The organism is Streptomyces telluris, from assembly GCF_024519335.1.
In the GTDB taxonomy this organism is placed as follows: domain Bacteria; phylum Actinomycetota; class Actinomycetes; order Streptomycetales; family Streptomycetaceae; genus Streptomyces; species Streptomyces telluris.
On sequence record NZ_JANIID010000020.1, the window covers coordinates 97,878 to 111,169 of the forward strand.

The window sequence follows — 13,292 nt, forward strand, 5'->3', positions numbered from 1 at the left end:
CCGTGAAGCCCGGAATCCACCCGCCCTACGGCCCCGTCGTCTTCCGTGACCGCGCGGCCGGCTTCGCCTTCCTCACGCGCTCGACCGCCACCAGCGACAAGACGGTCGAGTGGGAGGACGGCAGCACGTACCCCGTCATCGACGTCGAGATCTCCTCGGCGAGCCACCCCTTCTACACGGGCACGGCCCGCGTCCTGGACACCGCCGGCCGCGTCGAGCGCTTCGAGCGCCGCTACGGCAGCCGCGGCGGCAGCGGCAGCCGCGGCAGCAGCACTGACCGCGGCAGCAGCGGCGACCGCGGGGGCCGGCGGTGACCGCGCCGCACCCCCTGCCCGTGGCCCTGGTGGGCGGTCTGCATGCGGACGCCCGCCGGGCCGCGGTCGAGCGCCTCCTGCGGACCGTTCCCGGCAGCATCGCCCTCCACCACGACCTGGCCACCGCCTCCGCCGGAACGGTCCGCCGCACGGTGCGGGACCGCACCGGCACGCTCGACGAGGGCGAGGCGCCGCTCGTCAACGACTGCGCCTGCTGCGCCCTGCGCGAGGACCTCATGCCCGAACTGGAGCGGCTCGCCGCCTCGGGCACGTGCCGGCTCGCCGTCGTCGAACTGTGGGACTCCGTCGAACCCAAGGCCATGGCCGAGGTCGTGGCGGCCCACGCGGGCGAGGACCTGCGGCTCACGGGCGTGATCACGGCCGTGGACCCGGCCCTCGTCCTGCCCGCCCTCGGCTGCGGCGACGACCTCGCGGAGGCCGGGCTGGCCGCCGCGGCCGCCGATCAGCGCACCGTGGCCGACACCTTCGCCCGGCAGCTGGAGTACCCGACGGTGCTCGCGCTGGCGGAGGGGACGGCGGACGGGGAGGACGCCGACGGCGACCGGACCGCCTTCGGCGAGCCCGTGGCCCCGGCCGACGCCGCCGACCACGCCCTCCTCTCCCAACTCGCTCCCACCGCCCGTCACATCGCCGTCGACTCCGTCGAACTGGCGGCCGCCGCGGTCGCCGGATTCGACGTGGAGGCGGCCGCGGCCCGGCAGCACCCCGCCTGCGCGCTGCTGCCGCAGGAGGCCGACGCGGACGGCGTCGCCACCCTCGTGTGGCGCGGGCGCCGCCCCTTCCACCCGGGGCGGCTGTACGCCGCGCTGGAGGACCTGTGCTGTGCCGCCGCGCGCAGCCGGGGCCGCTTCTGGCTGGCCGACCGGCCGGACACGCTGCTGGCGTGGGACGCCGCGGGCGGCGCGCTGTGCGTGGAGAGCGCGGGGCCGTGGCTCGCGGCGCTGCCGGACGCCGCCTGGGACATGGTGCCGCCTGACCGGCGCGTGGCCGCCTCCCTCGACTGGGACCCCGAGCACGGCGACCGCGTCCAGCACCTCACGTTCACCTCGCCGGGGCTCGACGCCGACGGGCTGCGCACGCTGCTGGAGTCCTGCCTGCTGACCGACGCCGAATACGCGGGCGGGCCGGACGCCTGGCGACTGCTTCCCGCCGTGTTCGACGAACTCCTCGACCCCGTTTCCTGACACCCCTGCAGATCCGCGGCCCACCGGCCCACCGGCCCACCGGTTCACAGGTTCATAGATTCACAGACCCGCAGTTCCAGAACTCCAAGGACTTTTCATGCCCCGCCGCCCCGACCCCCGCAAGAACCTCAAGCCCCGCCCCAACCCCCTGGACGCGGCAGGCATCACGTACATCGACTACAAGGACACCGATCTGCTGCGGAAGTTCATTTCGGACCGGGGGAAGATCCGCAGCCGCCGGGTGACCCGGGTCACCGTTCAGCAGCAGCGCCTGCTGGCCCGGGCGATCAAGAATGCACGTGAGATGGCACTTCTGCCGTATTCGAGTACGGGCAAGTAGTCGGCGGCCGTCTGGTCGCGATGGTGTAGTCACCCTGAAGTAATGGTGGGAACACCGTAAGTGCACGTGCATTCGCTCATGCAGAAGCATGTGAACGCAGCTATGATCCGGAGTAGTTGTCAACCCCACCATTCGCCGCCGGGCGTACCGGGCGTGGCCGGGGTGCCCTGCAATTCTCCGGGAGAGTCCTGTGCCTCACGCGTACAACGGCATGGCTGCCGCGGACCTCGACGGCGTCGTCTGGCGGAAGAGCCGGCACTCCAACTCCCAGGGATCGTGCGTGGAGTTCGCCAAGCTGCCGGGCGGCGGGGTCGCCGTGCGCAATTCCCGTCATCCGGACGGTCCGGCGCTCGTCTACACGCCTGCGGAGATCGACGCCATGCTGCGCGGGATCAAGGACGGGGAATTCGACTATCTGGTGACCGACTGATCAGGTAGTCGGTTATTGCCCGGGCGCGCTGTTCGTGCTGCCCGTGCTGCCAGTGCTGCTGGTACTGCGCGTGCCGCCGGGCGCGCCGCTCGTACCGCTAGGCGTGCTGCCCGTACCGCTAGGCGTGCTGCTCGTTGGGCAGCCGGAAGAGGGCCCACACGACCTTGCCGTGCAGCGCCCCCGCGAGCGGGTGCCAGCCCCAGGTGTCGCTGAAGGACTCGACGAGGAAGAGTCCCCGCCCGCACTCCGCCGAGGCGTCCGCCTCGCCGGCCGTCGGGCTCTCCTCACTGGGGTCGCGCACGGCGCACACGAGCCGCGACGTCCACCGCATCAGGTGCAGCCGCACCGGGGGGTCGTATTCGCCGCCGGGTATCGGCTCGGCCGGCAGGGCGTAGCGCAGGGAATTGGTGACCAGCTCCGAGACCACGAGCGCCACGTCGTCGAAGAGTCCCGCCAGGCCCCACCCCTGGAGGGTGGTTCTGGTGAAGGTGCGGGCCGTCCGGACCGCTTCGAAGCGGGGTGGGAGCGCGCAGGACGCCGAGTTGGGGACGGCCGATGGGGCGATCGGTGGCAGCCCTCGCCACAGAGGAGAGAGCACAGTCGATCCTTCGGTACCCATCCGAGGCACTCCTGGCAATCGTGGACGTGACACGCACGTGTGCGTTCCCCATCGTTCCCAATGCGGATGGCGGATGCAAGGGCAGATGCACGTGCACGTGGGGGGTTTGGGGGCGCACGTTCGCGTTCGGCCGCAATTCTTCCTACGCCCTCTTCCGTACGACCTCCGGCCTACTCCCCTCCGGGTAGCCGGATGCACACTCAATGCACACTCAACCGAGCGCGGAGATGGCAGACTTCACCGCCGGGGGATGCGGGGGTCGCCCCCGGAGAGGGCGAGCGCGGCAAGGCCGGAAACGGAACCGGAAGAGGAGGAGTCGCAACGATGGCCACGAGCGAGTCGAGCGGTTCAGTGGTGCGCCGCATACTCCTGGGCTCCCAGCTCAGGCGACTGCGTGAGTCACGTGGGATAACCCGCGAGGCGGCCGGCTACTCGATCCGTGCGTCCGAGTCGAAGATCAGCCGTATGGAGCTGGGCCGGGTGAGCTTCAAGGCGCGTGATGTGGAAGACCTGCTGACCCTCTACGGCGTCACGGACGAGCTGGAGCGCGAGGCGCTGCTCGGCCTGGCCCGCGAAGCCAACGTCGCCGGGTGGTGGCACAGCTACGGCGACGTGCTGCCGGGCTGGTTCCAGACCTACGTCGGGCTGGAGGGCGCCGCCTCGCACATCGGGATCTACGAGGTGCAGTTCGTGCACGGGCTGCTGCAGACGGAGGGGTACGCCCAGGCCGTCGTGGTCCGCGGCCAGCCCGCGGCCGACGGGGCGGAGGTCGAGCGCCGCGTCTCGCTGCGCATGGAGCGCCAGAAGCTGCTCTTCTCCGAGCGCGCCCCGCACTTCCACGCCGTCCTGGACGAGGCCGCGCTGCACCGCCCGTACGGCGGCGAGACCGTCATGCGCGGCCAGCTGCAGCACCTGATGGACATCTCCGAGCAGGCCAACGTGACCCTCCAGGTGATGCCCTTCGCGCACGGCGGGCACGCGGGCGAGAGCGGCGCCTTCACCATGCTCCGCTTCCCCGAGTCGGACCTGTCGGACGTGGTCTACCTGGAGCAGCTCACGAGCGCGCTCTACCTCGACAAGCCCGACGAAGTGGCCCAGTACGGAAGGGTGATGGAGCGGCTGCACGAGGACAGCCTCTCGCCGTCGGCCACCCGGGACCTGTTGAGGCGGCTGCTCCAACTCATGTGACACATCAGTACGATGACGTCCCATCAGGAGCGCGTTCCGGTACGGGCGCCCCCGAGCGCCCCCGTATCTCCAGGCAGGGATGGCACATGTCCTACTTCGAAGAATTGGCCTTCCAGTACATCGACGGCGAGTGGCGGTCCGGCACCGGCTCCTGGGACATCGTCGACTTCAACCCGTACAACGGGGAGAAGCTCGCCTCCATCACCGTCGCCGGCGTGGCCGAGATCGACCAGGCCTACCGCGCCGCCGAGCGCGCCCAGCCCGCGTGGGGCGCCACCAATCCGTACACCCGCCGGCTGGTCTTCGAGCGGGCGCTGCGCATCATCGACGACCGGGAGGCCGAGCTGTCCGCCGCGATCACCGCGGAGTGCGGCGGCACGGCCCTGAAGGCGGCGTTCGAGCTGCACCTGGCGCGGGAGTTCCTGCGGGAGGCCGTCCACCTCGCGCTGCGGGCCGAGGGACGGATCCTGCCTTCCCCGGACGACACCAAGGAGAACCGCCTCTACCGGGTGCCGGTCGGCGTCGTCGCGGTGATCAGCCCGTTCAACTTCCCGTTCCTGCTGTCGCTGAAGTCCGTCGCGCCGGCGCTCGCCCTCGGCAACACCGTCGTCCTCAAACCGCACCAGAACACGCCCATATGCGGCGGCGGCCTGGTGGCCAAGGTGCTGGAGGAGGCCGGGCTGCCCGCGGGCGTGCTCAACGTCGTCGTCACCGACATCGCGGAGATCGGCGACGCGCTCATCGAGCACCCCGTGCCGAAGGTCATCTCCTTCACGGGCTCCGACAAGGTCGGCCGGCACGTGGCCACGGTCGCCGCGTCCCACTTCAAGAAGACCGTCCTGGAGCTCGGCGGCAACAGCGCGCTGATCGTCCTCGACGACGCCGACCTCGACTACGCCGTCGAGGCGGCGGTATTCAGCCGTTTCATCCACCAGGGGCAGGTCTGCATGGCCGCCAACCGGGTGCTCGTCGACCGCTCGGTGGAGCAGGAGTTCACCGAGAAGTTCGTCGCCAAGGTCAAGAGCCTCAAGGTCGGCGACCCGGGCGACCCGGCCACCCACGTCGGGCCGCTCATCCACGCCGGGCAGGCCGAGGCGATCGCCTCCCTGGTCGAGCAGGCCGTCGCCGACGGTGCGACCGCGCTGGTGCGCGGCCGGGCGGAGGGCACCCTCGTCGAGCCGTCCGTCCTGACCGGGCTGAAGGCCGACGCCGCGATCCTCGGTCAGGAGATCTTCGGGCCGGTCGCGCTGATCATCCCCTTCGACGGCGAGGAGGAGGCCGTCCGGCTGGCCAACGCCACCCCGTACGGGCTGAGCGGCGCGGTCCACACAGGGGACACCGAGCGCGGCGTGCGCGTGGCGAAGCGCATCGACGCCGGGATGATCCACGTCAACGACGGGACCGTGCACGACGAGCCGATCGTGCCCTTCGGGGGCGAGAAGGCGTCGGGCGTGGGGCGGCTCAACGGCGACGCGATGGTCGACGTGTTCACGACGACGAAGTGGATCTCGATCCAGCACGGGAAGAGCCGTTTCCCGTTTTGAGCCGGCCGGTGAGTTGAGGACAGAACCTGACCGCATGGCGTCCTACGTTTGTTCCGACGGACCGGCAGAGCGAAGGAAGAGGCGGACCCCATGCCCACCCACGTCATCGAGAAGAACCCCTCCGACGAGCGCGCCACGCTGCTGGCGTTCGTGGAGGCCCAGCGGGGCGGCCTGCGGCGGGCGGTGCTCGGGCTGACCGACGAGCAGGCGGCGCTGAAACCGAGCGCGAGCGAGCTGTCCCTGGGCGGACTGCTCAAGCACGTGACGCAGGCCGAGCGGAACTGGCTGCTGCTGGCCCAGGGCCGGGCGGACGAGACCGGGCACGACGAGTCGGAGTGGGCCGACGGCTTCCGGCTCCTGGAGGGCGAGACCGTCGCCGGGGTGCTCGCTCACTGGGAGCAGGTGGCGGCGGAGACGGAGAAGTTCATCCACTCCGTGCCCAGCCTGGAGGACACCTTCCCGCTGCCCCCGGCGCCGTGGTTCCCCGCGGACGCGCGGGTGTCCATGCGCTGGCTGCTGCTCCACCTGGTCGAGGAGATCGCGCGGCACGCGGGGCACGCGGACGTCATCCGCGAGTCCCTCGACGGGAAGACCGCCTTCGAGCTGGTGGCGCTGGCCGCCGGGGAGGACGGGGCCTGACGCGGCCCGGCCCCTCGTTCCACCTAGTCTGGACACCGTCCGGGCGCTGTCCGGGGATCCGGGCGGCGGTGGAGCGAGGAGGCTGAGGGCGCGATGTCGGCGATCCGGTTGCTGGTCCTGGGCGCGGTCCGCCAGCACGGGCGGGCCCACGGCTACCAGGTCCGCAACGACCTGGAGTTCTGGGGCGCGCACCAGTGGTCCAACGCCAAGCCGGGGTCGATCTACCACGCGCTCAAGGCGATGGCGAAGCAAGGGCTGATGGTCGCCCACGACACGGCGCCGAGCGCCGCCGGCGGCCCGCCCCGCACGGAGTACGAGCTGACGCCCGCCGGCCAGGAGGAGTACTTCCGGCTGCTGCGGCACGCGCTGTCCGCCCACGACGAGAAGATCGACGTCCTCACCGCCGGCGTGGGCTTCCTCGTCGACCTCCCGCGCGCCGAGGCCGTCGCCCTGCTGAAGCAGCGGGTGGCGGCCCTGGAGGAGTGGCGCGAGGAGATCCGCCGGCACTGGACCCCCGCCGAGGGCGAGGACTGGGGCCACATCGCCGAGATCATGGGCCTGTGGGTGCACACGGCGGAGACCGGCGGCGAGTGGACCCGCGGGCTGATCGAGCGCCTGGAGGCCGGGGCGTACGAGATGGCGGGCGAGGGCGCTCCGTGGCGGGGCGGGCTCGCCCCGGAGCCGGGCTCCACGGCAGGCTGAGCGGTCCCGGCGGGGGAGCTGAGCGGTCCCGGCGGGGGAGCTGAGCGTTCCCGGCGGGGAAAAGGAGTTGCCCGGCCCCGGACGGCCGCGTTACGGTCGCCGCACTCTGAAGATCACGCTCCCTGGGAACCGAGCCGCAGAACGGGAGCAGGCCCGCGCACAGCCGCGCGGAGCCGGAGGGGCGGCAGCTGATTTCGGCACGCCCTCCGGAGTTTTCCTTGAAGATCGGTCTCGGCCTTCCCATCGACGATCCCGCCCTGCTGCTGACCTGGGCACGACGCGCCGACGCGGGCCCGTTCAGCTCGCTCGGCCTCCTCGACCGGCTCGTCTTCGCCAACCCCGAACCACTCGTCACCCTCGCCGCCCTGGCCGGCGCCACGTCCCGCATCCGGCTCCAGACCGAGGTGCTGATCGCGCCCCTCCACAACACCGCGATGCTCGCCAAGCAGACCGCCACGCTCGACCGCATGTCGGGCGGGCGCTTCACGCTCGGCATCGGCGTCGGCGGCCGCGAGGACGACTGCCTCGCCGCGGGCATCGACATCCGCCGCCGGGGCCGCCGCCTGAACGAGCAGATGACCGCGCTGCGCCGGACCTGGGCGGGCGAGCCGTACGGCGAAGGCGCCGGGCCCATCGGCCCCGCGCCCGCGACGCCGGGCGGCCCCGAAGTGCTGTTCGGCGGCTTCACCCCGGCGGCGATCGAGCGCGTCGGCCGGTTCGGCGACGGCTTCCTGGGCGCCGCGCTCCCGCCGGAGTACATGGCCCCCCTGTTCCGCGACGCCGAAGCGGTCTGGGAGAAGTACGACCGCCCCGGCCGGCCGCGGCTGGTCGCCCAGGCGAACGTCGCCCTCGGCCCGCCGAGCACCGTCGACCGGGCCCGGCACAACATCCGCGACTACTACGACTTCGGCGGCCGCGCGGACCACGTGGCCGCCGGCGTCCTCACCACGGCGCGGCAGATCCGCGAAGCGGTCGAGGCCTTCGCCGGCATCGGCGCCGAAGAGGTCATGCTCTACTGCTGGTCCTCGGACCCCGCCCAGCCCGACCGCCTCGCCGACGCCCTGTTCTGACGCGCAGGACGGAGAGGTCCTCGCGGTCGGGCGGGAAGGTGTGCACAACCGCGCCGGTGCGGTGCACGAGCTCGTACGTTCCTGGGCGATTCAGCCGCGGAGCAGATTCTCGAGGTCGATTTCGACGGGGAACGGCACATCCGTCTTGAGCGTGCCGGTGTGCGTAGGGCGGTCGGGGTTGGACGCGTAGACGCCGGTTTCCGGGTGCAGCCAGAACTCGTGCACTACGGGCAGGTCGTTCTCGTCTCGTTCCACTCGCCAGAAGCAGGCGATGCCTGCTTGGGCGTACATGCCCGGTTTGCGGAACCGGTCGTCGGTGCGCGATCCCTGGGAGACGACCTCCACTGCCAGGACGACTCGCTCGACCGGCACACACTCCATGGTGAGCCGGTCGAGGTTCGTGGAGTCGAAGACGACGACGTCGGGTTTCGTCGGATTGGCCTCGTCGACCAGGACACAGCGTTCCGAGTTGACCCGGTAAGGGGGTCGGCCGGCCAGGCGCAGGGCGACGAGAAGACCGTCGCGTACGTCGTCGTGCCACTGATTCGCCATCCCGCGTACCACGATCGCCCCGTCCACCAGTTCCCAGTCGTACGGCAGGACCAGCTCCTTCACCTGTTCGTACGTCCAGCCGCCCGGCGGTGGGTACATCCAGTTGTCCGGGGTCGCCTTTTTCCGCTTCGAGTGGTCTGCGGCTTCTGCGGCCATCACTGCTCCCATGGACGGGATGGTGTGCGAGGTCGTGGACATATGTCCCGGGTACGACGGTAGCGACCCCCGCGGGGGTGAGGGGTCATCGTTTCTTCGTGCCACCCGGACGGCGACTGTGCTTGCACCTCACGTAACGGCAGGACGCACTGTGGAGCCCGCAAGGGGAAAGGAGCGGAGATGAGCTACTCCGTGGGACAGGTCGCCGCCTTCGCCGGGGTGACCGTGCGGACGCTGCACCACTACGACGAGATCGGGCTGCTCGCGCCCGGTGGGCGCAGCCGCGCCGGGCACCGGCGCTACGACGACGCCGACCTCGACCGGCTGCAGCAGATCCTGTTCTACCGGGAGCTCGGCTTTCCGCTGGACGAGGTGGCGGTGCTGCTGGACGAGCCGGATGCGGATCCGGTCGAGCACCTGCGCCGCCGGCACGGTCTGCTCGTCGAGCGGATCGAGAAGCTCCAGCGCATGGCCACCGCCGTGGAGCACGCCATGGAGGCGAAGAAGATGGGGATCCAGCTCACGCCGGAGGAGAAGTTCGAGGTGTTCGGGGACAACGACCCCGGCCGGTACGCGGAGGAGGTCGAGCAGCGGTGGGGCGACACGGAGGCCTACCGCGAGTCGCAGCGCCGGACCGCCGCGTACACGAAGGAGGACTGGCTGCGGATGCAGGCCGAGGCGGACGGGCTCAACGAGCGCATCGCCGCCCTCATGGGCACCGGCGCGGCCGCGGACTCCCCGGAGGCCATGGACCTCGCCGAGGAGCACCGGCAGCAGATCGTGCGCTTCTACTACGACTGCACGTACGACATTCACACCTGTCTCGGCGAGATGTACGTCACAGACGAGCGGTTCACCGCCACCTATGAGGCCATCCGGCCCGGCATGGCCGGCTACCTCCGGGACGCCATCGTGGCCAATGCGGTGCGCAACGTGGGAGACGTGTGAAACCTGAGAACAGCAGGGGGCGGCCCGGGCTCCGAAGCCCGGGCCGCCCCCGTCGGCCGTTCCGTCAGGGACGGGGCGAGATCACCACCGCCGTGCCGTACGCACACACCTCCGTGCCCACGTCCGCCGCCTCCGTCACGTCGAAGCGGAACATCAGCACCGCGTTCGCGCCCCGGGCGCGGGCCTGCTCGATCAGCCGCTCCATGGCCTGGTTGCGGGTCTCCACCAGGGTCTTCGTCAGGCCCTTGAGCTCTCCGCCGACCAGGGACTTCAGGCCCGCGCCGATCTGGCTGCCGATGTGGCGGGAGCGCACGGTGAGGCCGAAGACCTCGCCGATGACGCGGTCGACCTTGTAGCCGGGGACGTCGTTCGTCGTCACGACCAGGACGTCGGACTGGCTCTGCCCGCCGCCGTACTCCTCGATGCCCATCGCATCCACCTCCGTGTGTGCAGTTTTGCCGCTGCCTGACCAGGACGCATGCCGGGCTCGGGGGGTTGCTCCGAACGGGTGTACACGGCACGGGGCGGCCGGGGCGGGAACGCTGCCGCACACTGGAACGCGGAGGCTCCCGGTCGCGTTGGTAACTTGGGGCCGCACATCACCCCGCCCAGCCTGTGCCCGGGCCTCGCACGAGCCTGCGCCCTCGACCCAGGAGCCTGTCACCCGTGACCCCCACGACCACTCTCGCGCTCGGCCCCCAGTGGCTGGATGCGAACTATCTGATCGAGCAATTCGGTCTGATCGGCGTCCTGGCCATCGTCTTCGCGGAGTCCGGCCTCCTGATCGGCTTCTTCCTCCCCGGTGACTCCCTGCTGTTCACCACGGGTCTGCTGGTGACCACGGGGCAGATCAGCAAGCCGCTGTGGGTGGTCTGCACGCTGGTGGCGGTCGCCGCGATCCTGGGCGACCAGGCGGGCTACCTCTTCGGCCGCAAGGTCGGCCCCTCGCTCTTCAAGCGCCCCGACTCCAAGCTCTTCAAGCAGGAGAACGTGGAGAAGGCGCACGAGTTCTTCGAGAAGTACGGCCCGAAATCGCTGGTCCTGGCCCGTTTCGTGCCCGTGATCCGCACCTTCACGCCGATCATCGCCGGCGTGAGCCGGATGAACTACCGCTCGTTCCTCATCTTCAACATCGTCGGCGGCATCCTGTGGGGCGTCGGCGTGACGGTCCTCGGTGCGGCGCTCGGCAAGATCGAGTTCGTGCACAAGAACATCGAGATGATGCTGATCGCCATCGTGCTGATCTCGGTGGTGCCGATCATCATCGAGTTCCTGCGGGCCCGCTCCAAGAGCAAGAAGGCCGCGGCGCAGGGCGGCGGCCACCCGGGCGCGGTGGGCGGCCCCCGCCCGCCGGCCCAGCAGCAGCGCGGCCGCCACGCGCGCCGCTGACGTCCCCTCGCAGGCCCCCTCGCAGGCCCGCCCGCGGGCCTGCTCCCGGGACCGCTCGCCGGCTCTTCGTTCCGCATAGTCCTCGCCCCACTGGGCACACGCCCCCCTGATCAGGCATGGTGACCCTAGGGCTAGTGCGCCGCCGGGGTTCCACCGGCGGCGCGGGGCGTACGAGGAGCGCGAGGTGGCTGAGCGGCAGCGGGGTGGCGGCGGGGCGGCCGGAGATGCTCCCGAGGACCGCAAGCCCCAGTCCGACGAGGCGCGCAGCGCCTTCACCCCGCCGCTCGGCGTCCCGCTGCCGGCGCCGCCCGAGGAAGAGCACCCGACCTCGGAGTTCGCCATTCCGGAGGGCGTCGCCCCCGAGCCGCCCAGCGAACGCGAAGGCTCGGCCTTCGCCCTCCCCGCGGGCACCGTCGCCCCCGACTCCAGCACCACCCAGAGCACGCTCCTGCCCGGCTACACGCCCCCCTACGGCTCGCCCAAGGTCAGCCTGACCAAGGACACGCCCTGGCAGGACCGCATGCGCACCATGCTGCGCATGCCCGTCGGCGAGCGGCCCGCCCCCGAGCGGGCCGCCAAACAGGACGAGCCCGGCCCGCCCGTCCCGCGCGTCCTCGACCTCACCCTGCGCATCGGCGAGCTGCTGCTCGCGGGCGGCGAGGGCGCCGAGGACGTGGAAGCGGCGATGTTCGGCGTCGCGCACGCCTACGGGCTGCACCGCTGCGAGCCGACGGTCACCTTCACCCTGCTGACCGTCAGCTACCAGCCGTCCCTCGTCGACGACCCCGTCACCGCCAACCGCACGGTGCGCCGGCGCGGCACCGACTACACCCGCCTCGACGCCGTCTTCCGGCTCGTCCACGACATCACGTCGCAGGGGCTGACGCTGGAGGAGGCCTACCGCCGCCTCGCCGAGATCCGCCGCAACCGCCACCCGTACCCCGGCTGGGGCCTGACCGCGGCCTCCGGGCTGCTCGCTGGCGCGGCGAGCATGCTCGTGGGCGGCGGGCTCGTCGTCTTCCTCGCCGCCGCGGTCGGCGCGATGCTGGGCGACCGGCTGGCGTGGCTCGCCTCCGGGCGCGGGCTGCCGGAGTTCTACCAGTTCGTGGCGGCCGGGCTGCCGCCCGCGGCGATGGGCGTCGCGCTGAGCGCCCTGCACGACTACGTGGACGTCCAGGCCTCCGCGGTGATCACCGGTGGGCTGTTCGCCCTGATCCCCGGGCGGGCGCTCGTGGCGGGCGTCCAGGACGGCCTGACCGGCTACTACATCACCGCCGCGGCCCGGCTCCTTGAAGTCGGCTACCTGATCGCCGGCATCGTCTGCGGCGTGCTGATGGTCCTCTACGGGGGCGTGCACATCGGCGGGGCCACGCTCAACCCGGAGGCGGCGCTGGAGCGCGTGGAGCGGCCGGTGATCCAGATCATCGCCGCGATGCTGCTGTCCTTCGCCTTCGCGGTCCTGCTCCAGCAGGAACGTCACTCCGTGTGGGTCGCCACGCTCAACGGCGGGGTCGCCTGGGTGGTCTACGGCGCGCTCGCCGACACCGCCAGGCTGGACCCCGTCCCCGCCACGGCCATCGCCGCCGGGCTCGTCGGCCTCTTCGGGCAACTGCTCTCGCGCTACCGGTACGCGTCCGCGCTGCCGTACGTGACGGCGGCGATCGGGCCGCTGCTGCCCGGTAGCGCCGTCTACTTCGCACTGCTGAACTTCGCCAAGAACGAGCTGAACACCGGCATCGCCAGCCTCACCAAGGCGGCCGCCCTGGCCCTGGCGATCGCCATCGGCGTGAACCTGGGCTCGGAGATGGCCCGGATGTTCCTCAAGGTCCCGGGCGAAGCGGCGGGACGCCGCGCGGCCAAGCGCACGCGGGGCTTCTAGGAAGCCTTACGCGGGGAGTGCCCGCACGCTGCCGGGTGCCCCGGACGCCCTTGCCCGCGCCGACGGCGGTAAGGCTCCTGCGCGGAGTGCGCACATGCGTAGTCCGCCGCGACGGTGATCCGCCACAGCGGGCGTGTCCGGCGGTGCCGGCTGGAAGTTCCGGGCGGCCCGGAAGGCCTTCGCTTTGCGGTGCCCGCACGTCGGGCGACTTCCGCCCGCCGCGACGGCGATCCGCCACAGCGGGCGTGTCCGGCGGTGCCGGGCCCGGCTGAGCTCGTACGGCACCGCCGGGCTTCGCCGTCGTGGCGTATCGCCGT

At 71.5% G+C, this 13,292-nt stretch carries 15 protein-coding genes; 12 read left to right on the forward strand and 3 right to left on the reverse strand.

Translation table 11 applies throughout. The features are described from left to right. Nucleotides 1-2 precede the first annotated feature (2 nt). The 4 genes from NQU55_RS21620 to NQU55_RS21635 all read left to right on the forward strand — a co-directional run bounded on the left by NQU55_RS21620 (nt 3) and on the right by NQU55_RS21635 (nt 2,289). Nucleotides 3-314, forward strand: coding sequence for a type B 50S ribosomal protein L31 (locus tag NQU55_RS21620; protein ID WP_168095672.1), 312 nt, complete (start codon nt 3-5; stop codon nt 312-314). Then, entirely contained in the window at nt 311-1,519 is a 1,209-nt protein-coding gene (locus NQU55_RS21625) for a CobW family GTP-binding protein (protein ID WP_256790973.1), read from the forward strand. Before NQU55_RS21620 ends, NQU55_RS21625 begins: the two co-directional genes overlap by 4 nt. Nucleotides 1,520-1,616: 97 nt before the next feature. Next, nucleotides 1,617-1,859, forward strand: coding sequence for a 30S ribosomal protein S18 (gene rpsR / locus NQU55_RS21630; RefSeq protein ID WP_168095153.1), 243 nt, complete (start codon nt 1,617-1,619; stop codon nt 1,857-1,859). Between the two features lie 190 nt (nt 1,860-2,049). Further along, the gene (locus NQU55_RS21635; protein ID WP_106674436.1) at nt 2,050-2,289 is read left to right on the forward strand and encodes a DUF397 domain-containing protein; all 240 of its coding nucleotides are present in this window, start codon (nt 2,050-2,052) and stop codon (nt 2,287-2,289) included. A gap of 118 nt (nt 2,290-2,407) precedes the next feature. Here NQU55_RS21635 and NQU55_RS21640 read toward each other — a convergent pair whose 3' ends face one another. Beyond that, a complete protein-coding gene (locus NQU55_RS21640; RefSeq protein WP_168095152.1) occupies nt 2,408-2,908 on the reverse strand; it encodes an ATP-binding protein in 501 nt (166 codons plus the stop codon). Nucleotides 2,909-3,232: 324 nt separating this feature from the next. Here NQU55_RS21640 and NQU55_RS21645 point away from each other — a divergent pair, with 324 nt between their 5' ends. The 5 genes from NQU55_RS21645 to NQU55_RS21665 all read left to right on the forward strand — a co-directional run bounded on the left by NQU55_RS21645 (nt 3,233) and on the right by NQU55_RS21665 (nt 8,051). Next, nucleotides 3,233-4,096, forward strand: a complete 864-nt coding sequence (locus NQU55_RS21645; protein ID WP_168095151.1) for a Sco1979 family transcriptional regulator — start codon at nt 3,233-3,235, stop codon at nt 4,094-4,096. Nucleotides 4,097-4,182: 86 nt separating this feature from the next. Further along, entirely contained in the window at nt 4,183-5,640 is a 1,458-nt protein-coding gene (locus NQU55_RS21650) for an aldehyde dehydrogenase family protein (protein WP_168095150.1), read from the forward strand. A 90-nt stretch (nt 5,641-5,730) separates the two neighbouring features. Continuing rightward, entirely contained in the window at nt 5,731-6,279 is a 549-nt protein-coding gene (locus NQU55_RS21655; RefSeq protein ID WP_168095149.1) for a DinB family protein, read from the forward strand. Nucleotides 6,280-6,372: 93 nt separating this feature from the next. Then, nucleotides 6,373-6,981: a PadR family transcriptional regulator gene (locus NQU55_RS21660; RefSeq protein WP_168095148.1), complete on the forward strand. Its 609-nt coding sequence runs from the start codon at nt 6,373-6,375 to the stop codon at nt 6,979-6,981. Nucleotides 6,982-7,199: 218 nt separating this feature from the next. Then, complete coding sequence (locus tag NQU55_RS21665) at nt 7,200-8,051, forward strand: LLM class flavin-dependent oxidoreductase (protein WP_256790974.1); 852 nt, start codon at nt 7,200-7,202, stop codon at nt 8,049-8,051. Between the two features lie 90 nt (nt 8,052-8,141). On the opposite strand, the gene NQU55_RS21670 is transcribed toward NQU55_RS21665, so the two are convergent. Then, nucleotides 8,142-8,801, reverse strand: coding sequence for a Uma2 family endonuclease (locus NQU55_RS21670; RefSeq protein ID WP_256790975.1), 660 nt, complete (start codon nt 8,799-8,801; stop codon nt 8,142-8,144). A gap of 138 nt (nt 8,802-8,939) precedes the next feature. Between NQU55_RS21670 and NQU55_RS21675 the strand changes: the two genes are divergently transcribed. Beyond that, nucleotides 8,940-9,707, forward strand: a complete 768-nt coding sequence (locus tag NQU55_RS21675; RefSeq protein WP_168092281.1) for a MerR family transcriptional regulator — start codon at nt 8,940-8,942, stop codon at nt 9,705-9,707. A gap of 64 nt (nt 9,708-9,771) precedes the next feature. On the opposite strand, the gene NQU55_RS21680 is transcribed toward NQU55_RS21675, so the two are convergent. Then, nucleotides 9,772-10,137 carry a YbjQ family protein gene (locus NQU55_RS21680; protein ID WP_106674457.1) on the reverse strand — a complete coding sequence of 122 codons (366 nt, stop codon included), beginning with the start codon at nt 10,135-10,137 and terminating at the stop codon, nt 9,772-9,774. A gap of 236 nt (nt 10,138-10,373) precedes the next feature. Here NQU55_RS21680 and NQU55_RS21685 point away from each other — a divergent pair, with 236 nt between their 5' ends. Together NQU55_RS21685 and NQU55_RS21690 are read left to right on the forward strand one after the other, a co-directional pair. After that, nucleotides 10,374-11,096 (forward strand): DedA family protein, encoded by a 723-nt coding sequence (locus NQU55_RS21685; RefSeq protein WP_168092282.1) that lies wholly within the window; start codon nt 10,374-10,376, stop codon nt 11,094-11,096. Between the two features lie 184 nt (nt 11,097-11,280). After that, entirely contained in the window at nt 11,281-12,975 is a 1,695-nt protein-coding gene (locus NQU55_RS21690; RefSeq protein WP_168092283.1) for a threonine/serine exporter family protein, read from the forward strand. Nucleotides 12,976-13,292 lie beyond the last annotated feature (317 nt).

Coding starts and splice junctions, on each gene's coding strand:
- NQU55_RS21645 (WP_168095151.1), top strand. CDS start 3,233: ATGGCCACGAGCGAGTCGAGCGGTTCAGTGGTGCGCCGCATACTCCTG.
- NQU55_RS21660 (WP_168095148.1), top strand. CDS start 6,373: ATGTCGGCGATCCGGTTGCTGGTCCTGGGCGCGGTCCGCCAGCACGGG.
- NQU55_RS21655 (WP_168095149.1), top strand. CDS start 5,731: ATGCCCACCCACGTCATCGAGAAGAACCCCTCCGACGAGCGCGCCACG.
- NQU55_RS21670 (WP_256790975.1), bottom strand. CDS start 8,801: ATGTCCACGACCTCGCACACCATCCCGTCCATGGGAGCAGTGATGGCC.
- NQU55_RS21675 (WP_168092281.1), top strand. CDS start 8,940: ATGAGCTACTCCGTGGGACAGGTCGCCGCCTTCGCCGGGGTGACCGTG.
- rpsR (WP_168095153.1), top strand. CDS start 1,617: ATGCCCCGCCGCCCCGACCCCCGCAAGAACCTCAAGCCCCGCCCCAAC.
- NQU55_RS21680 (WP_106674457.1), bottom strand. CDS start 10,137: ATGGGCATCGAGGAGTACGGCGGCGGGCAGAGCCAGTCCGACGTCCTG.
- NQU55_RS21650 (WP_168095150.1), top strand. CDS start 4,183: ATGTCCTACTTCGAAGAATTGGCCTTCCAGTACATCGACGGCGAGTGG.
- NQU55_RS21640 (WP_168095152.1), bottom strand. CDS start 2,908: ATGGGTACCGAAGGATCGACTGTGCTCTCTCCTCTGTGGCGAGGGCTG.